At 53.0% G+C, this 19,510-nt stretch carries 26 protein-coding genes and 1 riboswitch; of the genes, 7 read left to right on the top strand and 19 right to left on the bottom strand.

Annotated elements, in window-relative coordinates; genetic code table 11:
* Window positions 1-133 precede the first annotated feature (133 nt).
* Window positions 134-295 carry an aspartyl-phosphate phosphatase Spo0E family protein gene (locus tag HGBM_RS29815; RefSeq protein WP_147512943.1) on the bottom strand — a complete coding sequence of 54 codons (162 nt, stop codon included), beginning with the start codon at window positions 293-295 and terminating at the stop codon, window positions 134-136.
* Window positions 296-431: 136 nt separating this feature from the next.
* Window positions 432-668, bottom strand: a complete 237-nt coding sequence (locus tag HGBM_RS19985) for a hypothetical protein (protein ID WP_147512941.1) — start codon at window positions 666-668, stop codon at window positions 432-434.
* A 234-nt stretch (window positions 669-902) separates the two neighbouring features.
* Between HGBM_RS19985 and HGBM_RS28095 the strand changes: the two genes are divergently transcribed.
* Window positions 903-1,535, top strand: a complete 633-nt coding sequence (locus tag HGBM_RS28095) for a class I SAM-dependent methyltransferase (protein ID WP_390621000.1) — start codon at window positions 903-905, stop codon at window positions 1,533-1,535.
* Window positions 1,516-1,674, top strand: a complete 159-nt coding sequence (locus HGBM_RS32630; RefSeq protein WP_390620999.1) for a hypothetical protein — start codon at window positions 1,516-1,518, stop codon at window positions 1,672-1,674. Before HGBM_RS28095 ends, HGBM_RS32630 begins: the two co-directional genes overlap by 20 nt.
* Window positions 1,675-1,771: 97 nt before the next feature.
* Here HGBM_RS32630 and HGBM_RS19975 read toward each other — a convergent pair whose 3' ends face one another.
* The 6 genes from HGBM_RS19975 to HGBM_RS19950 form a co-directional block, all read right to left on the bottom strand.
* Window positions 1,772-2,152, bottom strand: a complete 381-nt coding sequence (locus HGBM_RS19975) for an NUDIX hydrolase (RefSeq protein WP_019122857.1) — start codon at window positions 2,150-2,152, stop codon at window positions 1,772-1,774.
* A gap of 138 nt (window positions 2,153-2,290) precedes the next feature.
* A complete protein-coding gene (gene thiW / locus HGBM_RS19970) occupies window positions 2,291-2,776 on the bottom strand; it encodes an energy coupling factor transporter S component ThiW (protein ID WP_019122856.1) in 486 nt (161 codons plus the stop codon).
* Window positions 2,773-3,426, bottom strand: coding sequence for a thiamine phosphate synthase (gene thiE, locus HGBM_RS19965; RefSeq protein ID WP_019122855.1), 654 nt, complete (start codon window positions 3,424-3,426; stop codon window positions 2,773-2,775). The genes thiW and thiE overlap by 4 nt, the downstream gene beginning before the upstream one ends.
* A complete protein-coding gene (thiM, locus tag HGBM_RS19960; protein ID WP_019122854.1) occupies window positions 3,423-4,238 on the bottom strand; it encodes a hydroxyethylthiazole kinase in 816 nt (271 codons plus the stop codon). Before thiM ends, thiE begins: the two co-directional genes overlap by 4 nt.
* A complete protein-coding gene (thiD, locus tag HGBM_RS19955) occupies window positions 4,235-5,071 on the bottom strand; it encodes a bifunctional hydroxymethylpyrimidine kinase/phosphomethylpyrimidine kinase (RefSeq protein WP_019122853.1) in 837 nt (278 codons plus the stop codon). Before thiD ends, thiM begins: the two co-directional genes overlap by 4 nt.
* 81 nt (window positions 5,072-5,152) lie before the next feature.
* Window positions 5,153-5,262, bottom strand: a riboswitch (TPP riboswitch).
* A gap of 52 nt (window positions 5,263-5,314) precedes the next feature.
* On the bottom strand, window positions 5,315-5,977 hold the full coding sequence (locus tag HGBM_RS19950) for a tetratricopeptide repeat protein (RefSeq protein WP_019122852.1): 663 nt from the start codon (window positions 5,975-5,977) through the stop codon (window positions 5,315-5,317).
* Between the two features lie 285 nt (window positions 5,978-6,262).
* Between HGBM_RS19950 and HGBM_RS30485 the strand changes: the two genes are divergently transcribed.
* The 5 genes from HGBM_RS30485 to HGBM_RS19925 all read left to right on the top strand — a co-directional run bounded on the left by HGBM_RS30485 (window position 6,263) and on the right by HGBM_RS19925 (window position 10,545).
* Window positions 6,263-6,433, top strand: coding sequence for a hypothetical protein (locus HGBM_RS30485; RefSeq protein WP_019122851.1), 171 nt, complete (start codon window positions 6,263-6,265; stop codon window positions 6,431-6,433).
* Window positions 6,434-6,524: 91 nt separating this feature from the next.
* Window positions 6,525-7,160 (top strand): succinate dehydrogenase/fumarate reductase transmembrane subunit, encoded by a 636-nt coding sequence (locus tag HGBM_RS19940; RefSeq protein WP_019122850.1) that lies wholly within the window; start codon window positions 6,525-6,527, stop codon window positions 7,158-7,160.
* The gene (locus HGBM_RS19935) at window positions 7,157-8,980 is read left to right on the top strand and encodes a fumarate reductase flavoprotein subunit (RefSeq protein WP_019122849.1); all 1,824 of its coding nucleotides are present in this window, start codon (window positions 7,157-7,159) and stop codon (window positions 8,978-8,980) included. The genes HGBM_RS19940 and HGBM_RS19935 overlap by 4 nt, the downstream gene beginning before the upstream one ends.
* 35 nt (window positions 8,981-9,015) lie before the next feature.
* A complete protein-coding gene (locus tag HGBM_RS19930; RefSeq protein ID WP_019122848.1) occupies window positions 9,016-9,744 on the top strand; it encodes a fumarate reductase iron-sulfur subunit in 729 nt (242 codons plus the stop codon).
* 168 nt (window positions 9,745-9,912) lie between these two features.
* Window positions 9,913-10,545, top strand: a complete 633-nt coding sequence (locus tag HGBM_RS19925; protein ID WP_019122847.1) for a hypothetical protein — start codon at window positions 9,913-9,915, stop codon at window positions 10,543-10,545.
* Window positions 10,546-10,644: 99 nt separating this feature from the next.
* On the opposite strand, the gene pdaA is transcribed toward HGBM_RS19925, so the two are convergent.
* The 11 genes from pdaA to spoIVB all read right to left on the bottom strand — a co-directional run.
* Window positions 10,645-11,439: a delta-lactam-biosynthetic de-N-acetylase gene (pdaA, locus tag HGBM_RS19920; RefSeq protein WP_019122846.1), complete on the bottom strand. Its 795-nt coding sequence runs from the start codon at window positions 11,437-11,439 to the stop codon at window positions 10,645-10,647.
* A gap of 95 nt (window positions 11,440-11,534) precedes the next feature.
* Complete coding sequence (locus HGBM_RS19915; RefSeq protein ID WP_019122845.1) at window positions 11,535-12,167, bottom strand: LysE family translocator; 633 nt, start codon at window positions 12,165-12,167, stop codon at window positions 11,535-11,537.
* Window positions 12,168-12,266: 99 nt separating this feature from the next.
* Complete coding sequence (locus HGBM_RS32625; protein WP_315969974.1) at window positions 12,267-12,401, bottom strand: PLDc N-terminal domain-containing protein; 135 nt, start codon at window positions 12,399-12,401, stop codon at window positions 12,267-12,269.
* Window positions 12,402-12,591: 190 nt separating this feature from the next.
* A complete protein-coding gene (locus tag HGBM_RS19910; RefSeq protein ID WP_019122844.1) occupies window positions 12,592-13,359 on the bottom strand; it encodes an IclR family transcriptional regulator in 768 nt (255 codons plus the stop codon).
* A gap of 77 nt (window positions 13,360-13,436) precedes the next feature.
* A complete protein-coding gene (locus HGBM_RS19905) occupies window positions 13,437-14,774 on the bottom strand; it encodes an MFS transporter (RefSeq protein WP_019122843.1) in 1,338 nt (445 codons plus the stop codon).
* 164 nt (window positions 14,775-14,938) lie between these two features.
* Window positions 14,939-15,496 (bottom strand): 5-oxoprolinase subunit C family protein, encoded by a 558-nt coding sequence (locus HGBM_RS32155; protein ID WP_261798179.1) that lies wholly within the window; start codon window positions 15,494-15,496, stop codon window positions 14,939-14,941.
* A complete protein-coding gene (locus tag HGBM_RS32150) occupies window positions 15,459-15,908 on the bottom strand; it encodes a 5-oxoprolinase subunit C family protein (RefSeq protein WP_019122841.1) in 450 nt (149 codons plus the stop codon). The genes HGBM_RS32155 and HGBM_RS32150 overlap by 38 nt, the downstream gene beginning before the upstream one ends.
* Window positions 15,890-16,630 carry a 5-oxoprolinase subunit PxpB gene (gene pxpB / locus HGBM_RS28085; RefSeq protein WP_019122840.1) on the bottom strand — a complete coding sequence of 247 codons (741 nt, stop codon included), beginning with the start codon at window positions 16,628-16,630 and terminating at the stop codon, window positions 15,890-15,892. The genes HGBM_RS32150 and pxpB overlap by 19 nt, the downstream gene beginning before the upstream one ends.
* A gap of 20 nt (window positions 16,631-16,650) precedes the next feature.
* The gene (locus tag HGBM_RS19890) at window positions 16,651-17,415 is read right to left on the bottom strand and encodes a LamB/YcsF family protein (RefSeq protein WP_019122839.1); all 765 of its coding nucleotides are present in this window, start codon (window positions 17,413-17,415) and stop codon (window positions 16,651-16,653) included.
* A gap of 213 nt (window positions 17,416-17,628) precedes the next feature.
* On the bottom strand, window positions 17,629-18,411 hold the full coding sequence (gene spo0A / locus HGBM_RS19885; protein ID WP_019122838.1) for a sporulation transcription factor Spo0A: 783 nt from the start codon (window positions 18,409-18,411) through the stop codon (window positions 17,629-17,631).
* A gap of 177 nt (window positions 18,412-18,588) precedes the next feature.
* The coding region (gene spoIVB / locus HGBM_RS28080; protein WP_147512940.1) for a SpoIVB peptidase at window positions 18,589-19,510 on the bottom strand (922 nt) is incomplete at its 5' end.

The following is a 19,510-nucleotide window of genomic DNA, read 5'->3' as shown; positions in this document are numbered from 1 at the left end:
CTCTGCGATTCAACTCCATATTTTAGCACATAATCCGACAGCTTTGGATTGAAAAAACGCTACTGGCATTTTCAGTAGCGTCTTACGGGAGCAAAGCGGCGTAAAAGTCGACCATTTTTTTGAAAGCGGATCCCTAGTTGACTAATTCTTTTTCTCTGATGAGCTGCATTTGTACGATATATTTATCCAATTCCTGACTAATTGCTACAACACTCGTATTGGTCAGGCTTCCCGCTTCCAGCGCCAAAGTCATCATGCGTTCCCGTAAATCTTCAATCGTTTGCGTTAGTATCATCGGTTGCACGTAAAATCACCTTTTCGTTATAGTTCACACAATTGCTAGTATACGTCGATTCTTACGAGATGAACATGGTTTCTTCTCGACAATGAAGCAGAAACTTCGTAGAAATCTGTCGATTGCAAGAATCATTTCACAATCTGTTCACAAATCCGCCATAACTTGCAAAGGAAGCCTCCTGCTTCTGAAGACTGTCATGCAAGACATAGCCGAGGACGATGCCGCCGAACATTTGAAAACCGGAACCGCCAATAACTACAAGGTGATAACCAAACGGAAAAAACTGACTGATAGGAGAAAAGTTAAGGCAGACATAGGAAATGACAAATGCGGCAGGAATTCCAACGGTCAACAGCTTGATCCAATCCACCCTGCAGACTCCCGGCTGCCTGCACTTGCGCACAAACGGCCATATCGCCAACAGGATTCCGAACCCGACATTAAGCAATGAAGCGTAAACCATTTTACCAGATGATTCCATATAAGTTAGGATGGCCAATGCGTTATAGGCATTAACTATTAACTGTATAGAAAATATAGATTTTACTTATAACACAAACCTGTGATACAAGAAAGGTACCGATTTCAAAGAGGAGTGATTGCGTTGGCAGAACAATCGATCCAGACATGGGATGCAGAATTGTACGACAGCCATTTGGGGTTTGTTGCGGAGTACGGGAGGGATGTGGTCGGACTGCTGCGTCCGAAGCCGGGTGAGCGCATCCTCGATCTGGGCTGCGGCACGGGGGATTTGACGAAGGAATTGGCTGACCTTGGCGCGGAACCGTTCGGTATCGACCTCTCCCCGGCCATGATTGAGAAGGCGAGACAGAAATGCCCTGAACTTGCTTTTTCGGTGGAAAATGCCGAGACATTCCGCGCCGCCGAGCCATTTGACGCGGTTTTTTCCAATGCGGCGCTGCACTGGATGAAGCATCCCGACCTCGTAGCCGAGACCATCCGATTGGCACTGCGCCCGGGCGGCCGTTTTGCAGCCGAGTTTGGCGGCAAGGGAAACGTCGAGACCATCATTCACGGGATGCAAACCGTCTTGGCCAGGTACGGCATCGATGCGGCAAAACGCAATCCCTGGTACTTTCCCAGCATCGGAGAATACAGCAGCTTGCTCGAGCGGCACGGCTTTACGGTACAATTTGCCGTACACTTTCACCGGCCTACGCCGCTGCGCGACGGAGAAAGGGGGACTGTCGCACTGGTTGACCAGTTTTGGCGATGATTTTTTTCTTGGGCTGTCTGCCGGAGAAAAGAAAGAGGCGTTTTCTCAGATCGAAGCTGCGCTTCGCCCGCTCTTGTACCGCGATGGCGTCTGGGTAGCCGATTACTGGCGGATACGGGTCTTGGCCGTAAAAGCGTGAGGAAGTAGCCAAGCAGCGGCAGGGAGTGAAACCCGGTCAGCCAGCCAAGCCTGGCTCCACTCCCTGACGGATCATCGGCGGATCAAGAAAAACGGCATCAACCGGCTTTCCGAATGACATCCTTGTAGCCTTGAGGCATGTAGGCTTGCTCCACTTCGGAGAGCGGCAGCCACTGATACTCCTGATGCTCGCTGCTCAGCCTGAACCGGGAGGCATCTTCGCAACGGCAGCGATACGTAACCACAAACACTTCATGGCCGGCGAACACCTTGTAGACCCAGACGTCAAGCAAGGCATCGACACTGCAGATGATTCCCGTCTCTTCGCGTATTTCCCGAATCACGCACGTTTCCGGCGTTTCACCCCGCTCCAGCCTGCCGCCGGGAAGCTCCCACTCCTTTCGCTCGTTTTTTAACAACAATACCCGCTCGTTATCGATGATAACTCCCTTTACCGAGATGGGCAGCTGCAAACTCATCCAATCCCCCCTTTGCCCTGCTCATTAACAAGCACGCTTAATCGCCTTCGCAAATGACCCTAATCATTTACCCCAATCCTGACGGAAAAAAACCGGAGAATGGTCCGCGCAAGCGCACCTTCAACTGCCACACCAGCCTCAAAGCCGGGCAGCAGCTGTTTTTCGCAGCGCCGCAACGACTGCCAAGCCGATTGCCGCGCCGGTTATCGAGCTGACCAAAAAAGGGGGAACAAAGGCAAAGGCGGCGGCAGATGTTTGCAGCAGCAGCCGGGCGACGGGCACGGACAGCAGGGCGCCGAGGACCCCGGTGCCAAAAATTTCTCCCAGGGCGGCGGTCCAGCTCTTCCTGTATCGCTTGTACAGGAAACCGGCAAAAAAGGCGCCGATCATCCCTCCGGGAAAGGCCAGCAGCGAGCCAACGCCAAGCAAATTGCGCAGCAAGCCGATGGCAAAAGCGACGATGACAGCCGGTGCGGGGCCAAGCAGAATGCCGGCAATCACGTTTATGCTGTGCTGTATCGGAAACGCTTTTGCCACCCCTGCAGGGAGCCAGATGAGGTGCGAACTGATCGTGCCGATTGCCACCAGCATCGCCATCATCGTGATCCGTCTGGCACTTGTCAAAGCCCGTTCACCTCTCTTTGCAGAGCTTGTGCCGCCTGGTACGGCGAATCGGACAGGCTGATCGATGTAATGACGGCAATCCCATCTGCCCCGGATTCGATCACAGCCCTGGCATTTCCATGCTGTATGCCTCCGATGCCGACCATGGGCAGCGAAATTCCCCCGGATCGAAGCTTTGTGATCACACAGGTTCCGGCCACTTCCCTCGTGTCTTTTTTCGTTTCCGTCGGATAAATCGGACCGACGCCGACATAATCGGCACCGATCTGGACCGCTTCTGCAGCTTCGGCCATATTGTGGACGGATACGCCAAGTATTTTGCCGGATATCCTGGAGCGGATGCTGCGAATATCCCCGTCCTCCTGTCCAATATGCAGCCCGTCTGCGTCAAGCGTTTCCATCAGTTCAAGATCGTCATTGACAAGAAAGGGAACCCCGTACCGCTTGCAGACCTTTTGCAGTTCTTTCGCCAGTTCCGCTTTTTTCGGGCCGGTGAGCGCGCCTTCTCCTTTTTCCCGGAATTGAAAAAACGTAACTCCTCCCTTCAGGCTTTCTTCGAGAACCGCAACCGGATCCCTTCGACAATTGACACTGCCCATCACAAAGTACAGCTTCAACGCTTCGCGCAAAGAAGACGCCTTTGTTATCATATGTGTACCTCCCTCTGCTTGAGCCCTTCCGCCGATGACAGCTCCCGGTCGGTCAGCGAATAGAGTTGGTCCAGAAACGCGCTTTGAAAGCTCCCCGGGCCGCGGGATATTTTCGCCGCTTTTTCTCCGCAAAGCCCGACCATCGTCATAGCCGCAGCCGCCCTGTCTGCCGTGGGCAGAGAGGCAGCCACTGACTTGGCCAAAAACAAGCCGACCATCGCGGTCGCCAGGCAGCCTGTGCCTGTCACTTTCCTCATCATTTCGCTGCCGTGCTCCACATGGAAAAGCTTTTCGCCATTCGTGATCACGTCTATTTTCCCCGTCACAATCAATGTGGTTTGAAGCTGTTTGGCTAATCGGCAGGCGAGCTGATCAACGCTACCGCCGACGTCTCCATCCACCCCTTTTCCCGCCCAGCGTTCACCCGCCAGAAAGCCAATCTCCGCGGCATTGCCGCAAATCGCATCCGGTCCGACTTCCTGGATGATGCGGTTCAACGCCTCTGCGCGCAGCCGGGATAAACCGGCGCCAACAGGGTCAAGAACGACGGGAACCCCGCTTGCTCTGGCTGTTTTTCCGGCCAGGATCATTCCGTCGGCGATTTCTGGTTCAAGCGTACCGAGGTTTAAAACAAGGGCGTCTGCATGGGCCGCGGCTTCGCTCACTTCCTCGGGGTGATGGGCACACATCGGGCTTCCCCCTGCAGCAAGCAGGCCGTTTGCCACAAAATTGATCGTCACTCGATTGGTAATCAGGTGAATCAGCGGCTTTTTTGTCCGAATTTGCTGCAGAATGTTCGGGACCGGGCTCATTTGTTCACACCCGCCGACTGTCTGTATTTCCGATAAGCCCAGTGATTGGTTGGACCGTGGCCGGAGCCAATCGACAGCGGAAACTCGATCGCCGCCTGGATGAAAGCTTTCGCCGTCTTAACCGCAGCAAGCGGAGTCTTCCCGGCCGCAAGCTCTGCCGTGATCGCGGCAGCAAAGGTGCAGCCTGTACCGTGCGTGTGCGCGGTATAAACCCGCGGTCCCGCCAACTCATAGAAATCCCGGCCGTCATAAATCAAATCGGTCGCCGCGTCCGCCTCTTCCAGATGCCCTCCTTTGATCACGACATGCTGGGCCCCCATGTCCGCGATTTGTTTTGCTGCTTCTTTCCGATCCGCCAAGCTGTTCAATGTTTTGCCGGTCAGTTTTTCCGCTTCCGGAACGTTGGGCGTAACGATCCTGGCGAGCGGAAGCAGGTGTTCCTTCAAGGACTGCACTGCCTCCTCCTGCAGCAGCCCGGTTCCTCCTTTGGCGATCATCACCGGGTCTACCACCAGATTGCTCCAGCCAAACCGCCTGATGCAGGACGCGACCGCCGCAATGATCTCCCCGCTAAACAGCATCCCGGTTTTCACCGCTTGAGGAGCGAGATCGCTCTCAATCGCTGTCAATTGTTCCACAATGGCCTCAATTGTCAGCGGGTACACCCCCCGTACTCCCAGCGTATTTTGCGCCGTGACCGCAGTCAGTACCGACATCCCGTACACGTCCAGCTCCTGAAACGTCTTTAGGTCTGCCTGAATCCCCGCTCCGCCGCCGCAATCCGAACCGGCAATGGTCAATGCTTTTGGAATGTCCGTCCCAAATGTCCTCACTGATCATCCACTCCTCTCTTTTTTCATGCGCAAAAAAGCCACCCTCTGAGGAAGGTGGCTAACAGATCGAGTATGCTTGCTCCATAATCCACACCACTTCCCTCCGCCAGTACAATCTGGATCAGGTTCAAAGGGTTGATGAACTCATTCATCTCTCAGCTCTGTATGCCAAAGCACCCCTAGTGGAAACCGTTTATGCAATTTACTGTTATCGTAGCAGAGACAGCGACAGGTTTCAATCTTCTATTTCAGCATCGAAAGCATCGCCCAGCGTCTCTCCGTGCGCTTTTTGTACTTCGGCAGCGAACGGTAAATGTCTACAGCCTCGCGAAAGGCGGCCTTGGCCTCGCTGTTTTTGCCAAGCTGTGCGTACAGCTGGCCCAGCAGGTAGTAGCTCTTGCAAGAGGAAGAGTTGATTTCCCGGAAGCGTTCCAGGAAGGTGAGCGCCTTTTCCCGGTCGGAAGCGGAAAACGCTTCGGCCAAATCCAGGTAAGGTTCTCCGTACTTCACCCGCGGATTCATCGCCAGCGCTTTCTCGATCAGCTTTTCTCCATCAGCCAGGTTGCCCAGCTTGAGGCGGCAAAGCCCCAGCTGATACCAGAACTCCGCCGATTCTGTCATGACGGCCTGGCTGTTCTCCAGGTAGGACAGCGCCTCCTGGTACCGTTTTTTCTCGATCAAAATATGCGCAATTTCCAGCTTTGCCGAGGTATTATGCGGATACAGCCTGATTTCCTGCTTCAGCTTTGCCAGCCTTCTGCTTTGCTTCAGGGGTTTGACCCAGTTTGGCAATATTCCCACAAAGCGCATGTCCAGAAAGTAGAGAATCGCGAGTAAAAGAAGGATGGCGACAAACGGATTGCCCGTTATCCAGAACAAAAGGGAAAACAACAGAAACTTGCTCAAAGGATCACCTCAATCTGCAGCTGCTCTCCATATTCTATCAATTGAACGGCCGGGAGTCGATCTTTGCGTACTGGTATCTTAGCATTTTGTCCCAGCGCCGTGAAGACCTCTGCAAACGAAAGAAGGGGGGTTGCGGCAGGATGCTTTTCCGACAGCATTTTTGCTGTGGTTTGCGAATATTGTTGTAATAAAAAACTCAGGTGCTGGCGACATCTTCTCAGTTGAACTCCACATTTTATTTACGGTCCCACCACAGCGAAACACTTTTAGAAAGGAAGGGAACAGATGAACGTTTCGGATTGCTGTGGCGCTGCGACGAAGGTGGAACACCGGCCGGATCATCCCTTTTTCTATGACGACCTGTACGATTTGAAGATACCTGTACTCGTTTGCACCAAATGTGGAAAAGTTCTCGGTCTTACTCCAGATAAGCCCCGTGAGGACGAAAACCTGTAACGATGTCGCCAGGGTGTAGCTTGCCATCGCCGAGAAGGACTTTAACGGAGGTTGCGCTGCAATTTAAGCGCTTCCTGGAAGGAGAATGGCTATGCAGTTGCAAAGAGCCTTTACCCAAAACAGAAAAGCGGAATTATGGATGGAATTGGTTCAAACGGTCAGCGGCTTGTTGTTGGTCGGATTTTTGTGGACACATATGATTTTCGTCGCTTCCATTCTGTTGGGTGCAGGCGCCTTCAACAAACTGGCCCACTTCATGGAGCAATTTTACCTGCTGCATCTGGCAGTCGGGTTCATCATCCTGACCGTCGGAGCCCACCTTGGCGCAGTGCTGCGCCGGATTCCCGGACGGTGGCAGGAACAGAAGACCGTCTGGCGCCATGCGAAGATCATCCGGCATCAGGATACCTGGTCCTGGCTGTTTCAAGCCGTAACCGGGAGCGCGATGCTGCTTCTGATCATCATTCACGTCTTCGTCGTGGTATACGCCGGGATCGATGCAAAGCTAAGCGCGGGCCGCATTCACTCGTGGATGCTCTGGTTTTACCTCGTCTTCCTGGTCATGGCCGAGTACCATGCCAGTGTCGGACTGTATCGCGCCCTTGTGAAATGGGGATTTGTCAAACGGCACAGTCTGAAACGGGTGCTTACCGTAGTCACCATATGCACGATTCTGCTCGGTCTGGCCAGCATATGGGTATTTTTCTCGCTGGGGGGTTCCGTATGAGCCGATATGACCATTTCACTTCAGACGTATTGATTGTCGGAGCCGGTCTGGCCGGAGAACGGGCTGCGATCGAAGCCGCCGCGCAGGGGCTGAATGTGATCATCCTCAGCTTGGTGCCGCCGAGGCGTTCGCACAGTGCGGCGGCTCAAGGCGGCATGCAGGCTTCCCTCGGCAACAGCGCAATGGGGAGAGGCGACAATCCCGACATTCACTTTGCCGACACGGTGAAAGGTTCAGATTGGGGCTGTGACCAAGAGGTTGCCCGGCTGTTTGCCGAAACGGCTCCGATTGCCGTTCGGCAAATGGCCTTTTGGGGCGTGCCATGGAATCGGGTGGTCGCCGGCTCCCGCCTGTACGACGGTGCCGAGATTCACGAGGACGCGGACAAGGAAGGGCTGATCACCGCCCGCAACTTCGGCGGAACGGCGAAATGGCGCACCTGTTACACCGCAGACGGCACTGGGCATACCCTGCTCTACACGATGGACAGCGTCGTCATTAAGCTGGGCATCACCGTTCACGACCGGACGGAGGCGATTTCCCTGATACACGACGGCACCCGCTGCCATGGCGTGGTAGCCAGATGCCTGCGAACCGGAGGCCTCCGGGTCTATACCGCGAAGTCCACGGTCATCGCCACAGGGGGATACGGCAGGCTTTACGGCGCTTCCACCAACGCGATAATCAATGAAGGCAGCGGAATGTTCATCGCCTTGGAGACAGGGGTCGTCCCGCTCGGCAACATGGAAGCGGTACAATTTCACCCGACAGGCATCGTCCCCTCCTGGATTCTGATCACGGAAGGCGCCCGCGGCGACGGCGGGTATCTGCTGGACAAAAACCACCACCGGTTTATGCCGGATTACGAGCCGAAAAAGAAGGAGCTCGCTTCGCGCGATGTGGTCTCCCGCCGGATCATGCAGCACATTCGCAAAGGCTACGGCGTCGACAGTCCCTACGGTCCGCACGTCTGGCTGGACATTCGCCACCTCGGCAAAAAACACATCAACACCAACCTGCGGGAGATCGCCAATATCTGCCGGAATTTTGCCGGGATCGATCCCATCTACGATTTGATCCCCGTCCGCCCCACCCAGCACTACAGCATGGGCGGCATCCGGACCAATATCGACGGCATGGCGTATGGCCTGGAAGGGCTCTTTGCCCTGGGAGAAGCCTCCTGTTGGGATTTGCACGGGTTCAACCGCCTGGGCGGCAATTCCCTCGCGGAAACGGTCGTGGCCGGAATGATCGTCGGCGAAAAAATAGCCAAGTACACCAAAGAAGTCTCTGTCCAGGTCTCGACTTCGCTGATCGAAGAACACGTCGGCGTCCAGGAAGACCGCATCCGGGCCCTGATCGACTGCCGCAATGGAACGGAAAATGTCTATGGACTGCGCCGCGAAATGGAAAACATCCTGAGCGAAAACGTGGGCATCTTCCGTTCAGAGGAGCCCTTGCAAAAAGCCGTTGCGAAGCTCCATGAACTGCACCAGCGCTCCCTTCATATCGGGCTGGCCAGCGACGGACGGGGAGCCTCCCCCGAATTGGCCTCGGCACTGAGAATGCCCGGGATGATCAAACTGGCTTACTGCATCGCTGCCGGCGCCCTGGAGCGGAAAGAGAGCCGCGGCAGCCACTTCCGGGAGGATTACCCGAAGCGGGATGATGAAAACTGGTTAAAGCGGACGCTGGCCTATTGGCCGTCCGGCGCACCCAAGCCCGTACTGCAATACGAACCGGTCAACATCACCGAGCTGCCGCCCGGCGATCGGGGATACGGGGAAGCGAGCACGGAAGCAGCCCAGTCGAAAAAATAATCCTTCGATGTTGAGAGAAAGCGAGGGAAAGAGAAATGAGCCAGCGCCAGCTGACGTTTCATATCTTTCGTTACAACCCGGAAACTCCGAAATCCAAACCGGATATGCAGGTGTTCATGCTGCCAGAGGAACCGGGAATGACCCTGTTTATCGCACTCAACAAAATTCGCGAGGAACAGGATCCGACACTTGCCTTCGATTTTGTCTGCCGGGCCGGGATTTGCGGCTCTTGCGGCATGCTCATCAACGGAAAGCCCACTTTGGCCTGCAAGACGCTGACCAAGAACCTGCCGGCGGAGATCACCCTGATGCCGCTCCCCGTCTTCAAACTGCTCGGCGATTTGTCAGTCGATACCGGCACTTGGTTTCGCGATGTTTCGCTGCGGACGGAGGCCTGGGTACATACGAACAAAACCTTTGACCCCATGGCAGAGGAAGAGCGCATGAGCAACGAGACAGCCCTGCAGATCTACGAGGCGGAACGGTGCATCGAATGCGGCTGCTGCATCGGCGGCTGTGCCACCGCCAATATCAAGCCCGACTTTATCGGAGCGGCAGGCGTCAACCGGGTCGGCCGCTTTATGATCGATCCGCGGGACGAACGGGATGAGCAAGCGTACTACGACGTAGTGGGCAGCGAAGACGGGATCTTCGGCTGCATTGGCTTGATGGCTTGTGATGACAATTGTCCGATTGGCATTCCGCTGCGAGAGCAACTGGCCTATGTGCGGCGAAAAATGGCCGTTGCCGGCTGGAAGCGGTAAGCCTCATGCTTCCGATGACTTCGCCTTGGCCAAACAGAGCAGGCAGCCTGCTTCTGCTTGGCTGTTTTTGTCTGGATGAAACGAATCGCTTCTCTGACGCGTATAAGTAGCAGCATCCATTATCAGGAAACCAGGCAGGTACGAACCTTCATGTGCAGGTGGTTCTATATGGGTTGGCAAATGAAATTGTGTTTTTGGCTGCTGATTTGTATTGTGCTTGTCGGCTGCGGCATAAACCAGGGCGCAGATGCAAACCAGGATCGTGACAAAAGACTGGCGGAATTGGAGAAGCGATTGGAAGCCCTCGAGACAAAGGCGGCTGCGCAAGAGAAAGAACTGGCGGAGCTGCAGGCAAAAAACGGCATGCTGGCTGAGGAGTTGAACGAAACAGCGGAAGGATTGACGCAAGCAACCCATCTGCTTCGCAATCTGCCCGATTTGTCGGTCACATTAGCCTATATTCAGACAATCGAGGAAGAATCGGGCACGCACTATCTGATCGCGGATGATGCCGAATGGCTGACGGGAGAAGGGGCTGTGCAGGCAATCGTCGAAGATACCCATGTCAAGAAAGAAGATGTGTCGCTGCCAAACGGTTTTTACGTCAGAAATACACAGAGCGAACACCGTAAGGCCGCTCTTGCGAATGATGCGCTCATCTATCTGCTGGAAGGCGCAGCCCACCAATATACGCCGCATGCTGATTTCACCCAAAACAAAAACGCTTGGAAGGAGCGGCTGTTTTGGCTGTACCAGGTCGGAGGCGAAGTCGTGCTGGTGAAAGAGCAGTATCTCCCGTGAGCCTTTTCTTGTATTCACCGTGCAGTCAAACAAAAAACGGCGCTTCGCATTGTCGCCAATGCAAACACCGTGATGTCGCGACATGTACCGTTTTCCGCGTTACGGGTCCAAAATCCTGCGCAGCATCAAATGCTCCAGACTTTTGAACTCGTAACCCTGCTTGCGGGCCTCGTCAATAATCTGTCCGAGGGCTTCCGCATTATCCTTGGAAATCGAATGAAGCAAAATCACCGCACCGGGATGAAGCTGTGCCTTGACGTTGTCAAAAGCGTACTTCCAGCCTTTTTGGGTGTTCACGTCCCAATCCTTGTAGGCAACCGACCAAAAGACGGTCGTATATCCCTGCTCCCGGCTGACCGCCAGAGTCCGGTCGCTGAAAATGCCCCGGGGCGGCCGCAGAAAGGACATCCCTTTTTGCCCGGTTACCCGGGCTACCTCCGCTTTTACCTTCTCCAGTTCCTCCTTGATCCTGCCATCCGTGATTTGCGTCATGTCTGGATGGCTCCAGGAGTGATTTCCAATCAAATGCCCCTCTTTCACCATCCGCTTCAACAGCTCGGGCTGATCCTTTGCGTAATGGCCCGTAACAAAGAAGATGGCCGGAACTTTTTTCTCCTTCAACGTATCCAATATCTTTGGCGTATAGCCATTCTCATATCCGTTATCAAAGGTTAGGTAAAGCTCTTTTTCCTTTGTATTGCCCAAAAATATGGACCCGTTCCGCTCCAGGATCTCTTTAAATCCCTCTTCATCGATTGAAGGAAGCTGGCCGTTTCTGCTCTTTTTAAACCCGAAGTGGTGAGGCACATTCTTGTCGGCCGCCGCGGCGAACAGCGGCAGCGAGATCAGCAGCACTCCCACCATAAAGAAAATGCCAAGACGCATCGCTCTCATCAGACACACTCCCCGGTACAATTCTCTCATGATCGGTCTTTAGCGTTATCTTCCCGCTAAACCAGGCGAGTTATGTACCGGAAGCCGGATAAACCTCACCGACTCTGAAACGCCACCTTCAAGCCAAGCCCGATGTAGATCACCCCAACCAGCTTGCCGCTCCAACGGCCAATCCAGGAGATCCGTTTGATCAGGCGGCCCAGGAAACGGACACTAATCGCAATGAACGTGGTGTAGATCGCGCTTAACAGGACAAAGATCAAGCCAAGAACCAAAAACTGGTAAAAAACAGTTCCTTGTTCCGGGTGAACGAACTGCGGTAAAAACGCCAAAAAGAAAAGTGCTGTTTTCGGGTTTAACACTTCAACCAGGATGGCCTGGCCATATGTACCGAAAGTCGACTCCGCCGCCGTGGCAACCTTTGGCAGTCCCGGTTCTGCCTGCTTTTCCAGCATCGCCCGAATGCCCAGGTAAAGCAGGTAAGCTGCTCCCGCAAACTTGACGACATTGAAAGCGAGCGCTGATGTCAACAAAATGGCCGAAAGTCCTACAGCGGCACATATCGTGTGAATAAAATCGCCAGTCGCAATTCCCAGACCAGTCATGACGCCCGCCTTCCGTCCCCCCTGGACCGTACGAGTAGCGGTGAGCAAAACGGCAGGCCCAGGGATCAAAAACAGGCCGAGTACAATCATCACAAACGTACTCAAGGTAGAAAGAGTAAACAATTCTTCCCCTCCTCGTCACTTCTTTTTTTTCTCCCATTATAATTGATGGGTGAAATCACTTGCCAGCAGCAGTTGAGGAGAATGAATGACATCTGCAGATTAATCTCTGCGAATGACGAGATAGACGATCAAACCCATTACGGGAAAAATCAGTGTGCCGAATAATACAATCAGTGCGTATTCTTTGCTCCTTCCGTTTCGCAGTGCATCCCGATACGCCCAGATGCTCGTCACGATGTTTGTTGAAAACGAAGAGTAAAAGACCAAAAAAGAGCGGGATCAGCAGCAAGCCGAACCCAAAGCCGATATGCACAACATCCATTAAACCACCTGTTTGTTGTATTTCCTATGGGATACGATTCACCGGAGGAAAAGTTCTCAAAACCGGTGAATAGGGGATGCAGATGGCGGCTCAATGGCTGACTCAACGAGCAGGGCGAAACCCTAACTCTTTGGATATGAGTTGGGCCGCCCTTTTCACTTTCTGCAGCATATCGGCTTCCTTCTCATGTGAAAACCGGGCAGCCAATCCGCTTACGCCTAAAGCGGCAATCACTTGTTCCGTATAATCACGAATGGGGAATGAAATCCCAAAGGTGTTTGCATCCTGCTCCCCATGACTGGTCGAAAAACCTTGATCGCGAATTTTTTCCAGATCCTTCAATAATTGTTCTTTGTCTGTGATCGTGTTCGGAGTAAGCGATTCCATGGTTAAGCCGTCCAAAAGCCGCCTTCTCTCTGTTTTGGGCAGATGGGCAAACAGCAGCTTCGGTCCAGAACCGACATACAAGGGAGAGCGTTTTCCGATCCGCGTATACAACCTTATATTCTGATTACTTTCCACCTTCTCAATATAAACGGCCTCATTTCCCTCGCGAATGACCAGATGGACGACTTCATCGATTTCTGAACACAGGGTCTTCATGTGGGGCAGAGCGGTATTTCGCAATTCCAGTCTTTCCATGACGAGATTGCCAAGCTCAAGCAGCTTCAGACCAAGTTTATAACGGATATCCTGATCAGACATTTTTGTCTTGACCAGGTACCCGCATACCTCAAGGGAAGAAAGCAAGCGATAGGCCGTTGGCTTGGCCAGGTCACTCCTCCGGGCAATCTCGGCCAAGGTCAGCTCTTTCTCCTCATCGGTAAACAGGTCGAGTATTTTCAGCGCTTTGATCACACTTGCATTCATCGATTCGCTACCCCGCATTCCGGTAAAATGATTCCCTTCCTCTGTGCCCGCATTTGCAGAGTCGCCATCCGGCTGGATTACTGCTCTACTCCTATCTTCTTGGCATAGTTGATCAGCATGGAAGCAACAGCTAAAACAAAGCCGGTCACAGCGAACAGCATGAGGGCAATAAAATAAGAGTTGGTCGCAGAGACGATAAAGCCGATGCATATAGGTGTAATGATCCCCGAGATGTTCCCTAAAAAGCTCATGCAGCCCGCTACCATGCCGACGTGTTGGCGCTGGGATATGGCCGCAGGCACCGTCAGGTACAGCCCGGTCCAACGAAGGAAAAACAGGGCGATCGCCAGCAGCGTAATTGCCGCTTGCAGCGAAGTGATATGCCCGAGAAGAAAGATCGAGATCCCGGTTACGATTCCCGCTACAGACAGCAGGGTGCGCATGACCGTATTGTGGCTTCCGCCCTTCTGTCTCCAAAAATCGGCGATCCAGCCGCCGATTAATTCCCCGACAAACCCTGCGCCGAAGATAATAAAAATCGAGGTGCCGATACTGTTAATATTCAGATTCTGTGTCTTCGCCAAAAACATGGGCCCCCAGGTCATCAGCCCGTAATACACCGTACAATAGGCAAACCATCCGACGCACATCAACCAAAAACTGCGGCTTCGCGCGTACTGTTTGATTCCGACTCCCCCGGAAGACGAGGCTGCATCGCCTCGATATTCCCGGTTTAATTCCTCTTCCAGGTATGTGCGCTCCGCATCATTTACCCTTGGATTCGTGGCTGGATTTCCTCTGATCACCCACCAGGCCAACAGCCCAATCACGATTGTAAGCACGCCGGTTCCGATCAAAGCGCTTCGCCATCCCCCGAACCAGGCCATAAACATCACAATAATCGGTCCCCCGATTGCCGTTCCCAGCGGAGAGCCGCTGTCCAGCAGCGTCGCCCCCCGTCCCCGCTCCTTTGAGGTCAGCCAGATGGACTGCAGCTTCCCTCCAGCCGGATATACCGGAGCTTCTGCCATGCCGAGCAGAAAGCGCAGGACGATAAACATCTTGCTGCTGTTGACAAATCCGTTGAACATCTGTACCGTTCCCCACAGCAACGTCGCGCCCGCTACCACGCCGGCAGGTTTCAATCGGTCGGAAATCCAGCCGGAAGGAATTTGCATCAGAGTATATCCCCAGAAGAAAGAGCTCAATATGACCCCTGTTATCGCCGGATCCAGGTTTAAGTCTTTGGTGATAGCGGGAAGGGCAATGGATAAAGCGGAGCGATCCACGTAGTTGATCGCTACAAGAATCAGCAGCATGATAAACACTTGCCAGCGAACATTCGTGGGTTTCGTGGGACGAAGCTGCACTTCTTGACCAGAAAAACGCTTTGTTTGTACATTTGATGCCGTCATAACGATCAACCTCCCACGCTCATTTGTGATTCTAGGTAAGCCAAGCGCTTTCATCCGACGAAATAGATTGAATAGTCCTTGTTTTCAGTCGACTAAAATGGTACCGGGTGCCTTGATCGACCCGGCTTTTGATGAAGACATGGTTTCCATCGCAAAGCAATCGGTTACATGTTCGTCGGGATCAGGTGATTCGCCAGCCGCAGTTTCGAGAGCAATTGCTCCTGTTTTCTCAGCAGCTGCTGAGCTTCTTCCACCTCTACTGTCTCGAAGGAAATCCGGTCCCCCGGTTTTTTTTGAGCCATGTACGGGATATCGACGCTGATGATTACCCCCGCAATGGTATAGCCGCCTGACGTACCGCAATCTGCCATCTGTACAATCGGCTGTCCGTTTGCCGGAACTTGTATGGAGCCGACAGCAATAAACTCAGAAATAATATCGGCACCATGAACGTGCTGAAGCGGTTTTCCTTCAAGCCTGTACCCCATCCGATCCGAGTTGTTGGAGACCGTATAGGGGTTGGAGACAAGGGTTTGAAGCGCTTCTTGCGTAAACGCTGCGTCGTGTGGCCCGAGAATGATCCGAATCGGGCGTGGTGCATCGTAGGGTGGGACGTCCCGTTTCGGCAATTTTCTTCCCGCCAGCCGATGCAGGTCGTAACGCGATGTTCCGATCGAAAGGCGGTCACCGTTTTTTGAGCGGCCTGCCGTCAAGTCCTCCATAATTTCCCCTCATAAAAGTAGAACGACTGCCCATTACCCTTGGAACCGCAATGCCTCCGGCAAAAGCGATATACGCCCTGCATCCGTACAGGCAGCTTCCAAAACCCAGTTCGTCTCCCGCTTTGACATGCAAGGACTTCCACATCGAAACGGGCTTCCCGTTAATGGTCGGAGACAAATTCCCGCCAGTTATGGAGATAATCCCCTCCCGTTCAAAGACGATCTGGGGACCGATGAGCGTGGCTTCCAGGACAGCCTCGCCTTCGTCATTGCCGACCAGAATATTTGCGATGCGCAGTGCGAGAGTATCCATTCCGCCACATGCAGAAACTCCGAAAGCCTGATAAGGATAACGGCCCAAATCCTGAACAGTCGTAAGCAATCCAGCCTTCACTACCTTGGCGAATTCCATTCCTGATCCCACTTTCTTTGTCGTTGTTCGTCCCATGCATCCGCTTCTTCCGCGCTGATTGGAATACACTGAACATAATCTCCCGATACGAGCAAACTTGGCGGTTCGGCATAAGGATGAAACGTTTCCATGGGCGTCCAGCCTACGAGGTGCCAGCCTCCTGGCGACTCAATGGTATAAAGTCCCAGCTGCTGATTGGCAATCGCAATGGTTCCTTTGGGTATTTTCAGACGAGGAGTTGCCCTTCGCGGCAAAACCAGACGTTCATCGATATCCCCGCAGTACGGAAACCCCGCGATGAATCCCACCATGTACACCAGGTAAGGCTTGGATTGCAGGATGCGGACGACTTCTTCTGGAGGCAGACCGGTTTTTTCAGATACTTCCGGTAAATCCGGACCGTATGTTCCGCCGAAGGTGACCGGGATGCAAACGGTTTTGCCATTGGTGCCAAGTTCTTTGGAAATACCACCCTCCAACGCCTTGAGCTCGTCCACCAACTCCTGATACGAAATGACGACCGGGTTATAACATACGGCAAGACTGTTAAATGCGGGGATCAGCCTTTCCACTCCGGCTATCTTTCTTTCGGTTATGACATGGGCAAAGGAGCGAACACGGCTGTTTACTTCCGCTGACAATCGATTTTCAAATCTGATCATGACCGTCTGATCCCCCAGCGGAAGGTAGGAAAGGGATGCGGATTGGCTCAGCGCATTCATCTGCGGTTGACCTCCCTCTTCTAACGCTGGCCGATCGGCGCTATTTTCACTCCGGCTTTCTCCAGTTCGCTGCGCAGCTGACGAATGATCTCAAGGGAACCTTGTGTATCCCCATGGACGCAGATACTCTCTCCTGTCATGTCGATCCAATCCCCTTCTATCGTCTGTACCTTTCCTGCGACAACCATTCGCACCGCGTTTTCCGCCGCCGCTTTTGGATCCTTGATGACTGCGCCGGGGATTTTGCGGGAGACAAGGGTGCCGTCTTTGTGATACGCTCGGTCAGCAAAAATTTCCAAAACAACCGGCACGCCCTTCTTTTCTGCCGCTTTGTGCAATTCGCTGCCCGGCTTTACGAATATAGGTATACCCGGAAGAACCATATGCGAGGAGTCGACGATCGCCTCTGCCATGACACGATCATGGTCCGCCATATTATTCATGTTTCCGTGCGGTTTGATATGCTGGATGTTCACGCCGTGTTTGCGGCAAAATGCTTCCAGTGCACCGATCTGATAAACGTTGTAATTGACTAAATCCTGGTAGGATACGTCCATGTTTCTTCTGCCGAAACCGAGCAAATCCGGAAAGCCCATATGTACCCCGATTCCCACCTGATTTTCTTTCGCCATCTGAACGGTTCGATCCATGACATTGGGGTCGCCGGCGTGAAATCCGCATGCGATGTTTGCAGAAGTGATTAATTTGATGACTTCCTCATCCATTCCCAGCGTATAAACACCGAAGCTTTCTCCCATATCGCAGTTTAAATCAATCCGTTTCATCCCTCACAACCTCCGTTCCGTTTCAATTATTGGAATGGTGTTTCATTTTCTTGATGCGTAATCAGATTATAAAACATGAAAACAATATATTCAAATAATTTTTTAAATTTAGTAAACAAGATCAAGGCAAAAAGAAATCCCCCATTTTCCATGCAAATGAGGGATCCGATCAATCGGAAAATGCGGTTGGCTTCAAGCCCTTTGGCTCAATGCCTAGCTAATCTTGGCCTCAATCCGCAGCTTGTCCGCCACCATCGCGATGAATTCGCTGTTCGTCGGCTTCGCCTTGGAGTTGGAGATAGTGTAGCCGAACAGGCTGGAGATGGAGTCCAAGTTGCCGCGTGACCAGGCGACTTCGATCGCATGCCGGATCGCGCGTTCTACGCGGCTGGCTGTCGTGTTGAACTTTTTGGCGATGTCCGGGTAGAGGACCTTGGTGATCGAACCAAGCAGTTCGACGTCGTTGTATACCATGGTAATCGCCTCGCGCAGGTACAAATAGCCTTTTATGTGGGCGGGAACCCCGATTTCGTGTATGATGTTGGTGATGTTGGCGTCTAAGTTGCGTCCTTTGACTGCGCCGCCGGCCGGTTTGATCGACGGGACAAACGGCGTGGGCTGGTTGTTGATCATCTGACGGATGCGCTGCGTCAGCACTTCCATGTCAAACGGTTTCAGGATGTAATAGGACGCTCCCAATTCAACCGCTTTTTTCGTGATTTCCTCCTGGCCGAACGCAGTCAGCATGATGATCTTCGGCTGGCGGGGCAGGCGCATCGCCTGAATCTGTTCCAACACGGCGAGCCCGTCCAAATGAGGCATAATAATGTCCAGGATAAGGATGTCCGGAACCTTCTCCTCCAATACCTTGAGAACATCATTGCCGTTAAATGCCGCCCCTACCACTCTCATATCGTTCTGGTTATTAATGTGCTCTTCAAGTAGATGTACAAACTCACGATTGTCGTCTGCCAATACAACTTCGATCCTGCTCAAACCTTTTTCCTCCTTAGCTGCCCGAATCTATATTTGGGTAATGTGTCATTTCTGAGAAGATGCTTCTCCGCAAATTTTCTACGGTTAAAGAAATTCGACAGGACCCAGGGAGTTCCTGCCAATGACGAAAGATTGTATGATTTTTCCGATATTTCGACAAGAAAAACTCAAGGGAGATTAACTCGCCTTGAGCTGTGTGTTCTGCCTTAACATAAATCCCGCATCCTGCAGCATCCACTCGATAAAACAACCGTACCCGGAAGTCGGATCGTTGACAAACACGTGGGTGACCGCCCCTACCAGTTTACCGTTTTGAATAATGGGACTGCCGCTCATTCCTTGCACGATGCCACCCGTTTTGTCCAACAGCCGCTTGTCTGTGATTTTGATGATCATTCCTTTTGTTGCAGGAAAGTGTTGCTTGACCACGTTGACGATTTCGATATCAAATTCTTCTACCTTTTGCCCATCGACCACGGTCAAAATTTTTGCCGGTCCTTCTTGTACCTGATCTGCCAACACGACCGGAATCGGCTCCGTGTATTTTCCACGCTTCGGCTTGTCCTTCATCCGGCCGAAGATCCCGAATGGCGTATTTCGCGTGATCGATCCCAGCACCTCGCTCTCGTTGTAAAAACGGGCGTACTTTTCGCCGGGATTGCCGCTTTCCCCTTTTTCAATCGACGTTACGCTGGCCTGAACGATCTGACCGTCGCCGACGACAATCGCCTGTCCGGTATCGACGTCTGAAATGACGTGCCCCAGGGCACCATAGGCATGTGTCTTCGGTTCATAAAATGTAAGGGTACCTACACCCGCTGCGGAATCGCGGATGTACAAGCCCATTCGGTATTCTCCGTCCTTGTTGTCTTTTACCGGTTCGAGGGTCAAGGACAATTTTTCTTTCCCCCTGACAACCAGCATGTGCAGGGGCTGATGCTTCGTCCCGGCCTCATGAACCATTTTCTTAACGTCATTCATGTCATTGATGTACAGATCGTTCATTTTAATGATCATGTCACCGATGCGAACGCCTGATTTTTCTCCGGGAGACACTTTTTCCTTGCCCGTGTTCACCAGATGATGGCCGACAACCAGG

It is taken from the genome of Brevibacillus massiliensis, assembly GCF_000311785.1.
GTDB lineage: Bacteria > Bacillota > Bacilli > Brevibacillales > Brevibacillaceae > Brevibacillus_C > Brevibacillus_C massiliensis.
Note: the sequence above shows the minus strand (reverse complement) of the source record. Positions and strands in the feature narration are given on the sequence as shown.

Coding starts and splice junctions, on each gene's coding strand:
- HGBM_RS29815 (WP_147512943.1), bottom strand. CDS start 295: ATGATACTAACGCAAACGATTGAAGATTTACGGGAACGCATGATGACT.
- HGBM_RS19975 (WP_019122857.1), bottom strand. CDS start 2,152: ATGAGTTTGCAGCTGCCCATCTCGGTAAAGGGAGTTATCATCGATAAC.
- thiE (WP_019122855.1), bottom strand. CDS start 3,426: ATGATAACAAAGGCGTCTTCTTTGCGCGAAGCGTTGAAGCTGTACTTT.
- thiM (WP_019122854.1), bottom strand. CDS start 4,238: ATGAGCCCGGTCCCGAACATTCTGCAGCAAATTCGGACAAAAAAGCCG.
- HGBM_RS30485 (WP_019122851.1), top strand. CDS start 6,263: ATGAACGTTTCGGATTGCTGTGGCGCTGCGACGAAGGTGGAACACCGG.
- HGBM_RS19940 (WP_019122850.1), top strand. CDS start 6,525: ATGCAGTTGCAAAGAGCCTTTACCCAAAACAGAAAAGCGGAATTATGG.
- HGBM_RS19935 (WP_019122849.1), top strand. CDS start 7,157: ATGAGCCGATATGACCATTTCACTTCAGACGTATTGATTGTCGGAGCC.
- HGBM_RS19930 (WP_019122848.1), top strand. CDS start 9,016: ATGAGCCAGCGCCAGCTGACGTTTCATATCTTTCGTTACAACCCGGAA.
- HGBM_RS19925 (WP_019122847.1), top strand. CDS start 9,913: ATGGGTTGGCAAATGAAATTGTGTTTTTGGCTGCTGATTTGTATTGTG.
- pdaA (WP_019122846.1), bottom strand. CDS start 11,439: ATGAGAGCGATGCGTCTTGGCATTTTCTTTATGGTGGGAGTGCTGCTG.
- HGBM_RS19910 (WP_019122844.1), bottom strand. CDS start 13,359: ATGAATGCAAGTGTGATCAAAGCGCTGAAAATACTCGACCTGTTTACC.
- HGBM_RS19905 (WP_019122843.1), bottom strand. CDS start 14,774: ATGACGGCATCAAATGTACAAACAAAGCGTTTTTCTGGTCAAGAAGTG.
- HGBM_RS32155 (WP_261798179.1), bottom strand. CDS start 15,496: ATGGAGGACTTGACGGCAGGCCGCTCAAAAAACGGTGACCGCCTTTCG.
- HGBM_RS32150 (WP_019122841.1), bottom strand. CDS start 15,908: ATGGAATTCGCCAAGGTAGTGAAGGCTGGATTGCTTACGACTGTTCAG.
- pxpB (WP_019122840.1), bottom strand. CDS start 16,630: ATGAATGCGCTGAGCCAATCCGCATCCCTTTCCTACCTTCCGCTGGGG.
- HGBM_RS19890 (WP_019122839.1), bottom strand. CDS start 17,415: ATGAAACGGATTGATTTAAACTGCGATATGGGAGAAAGCTTCGGTGTT.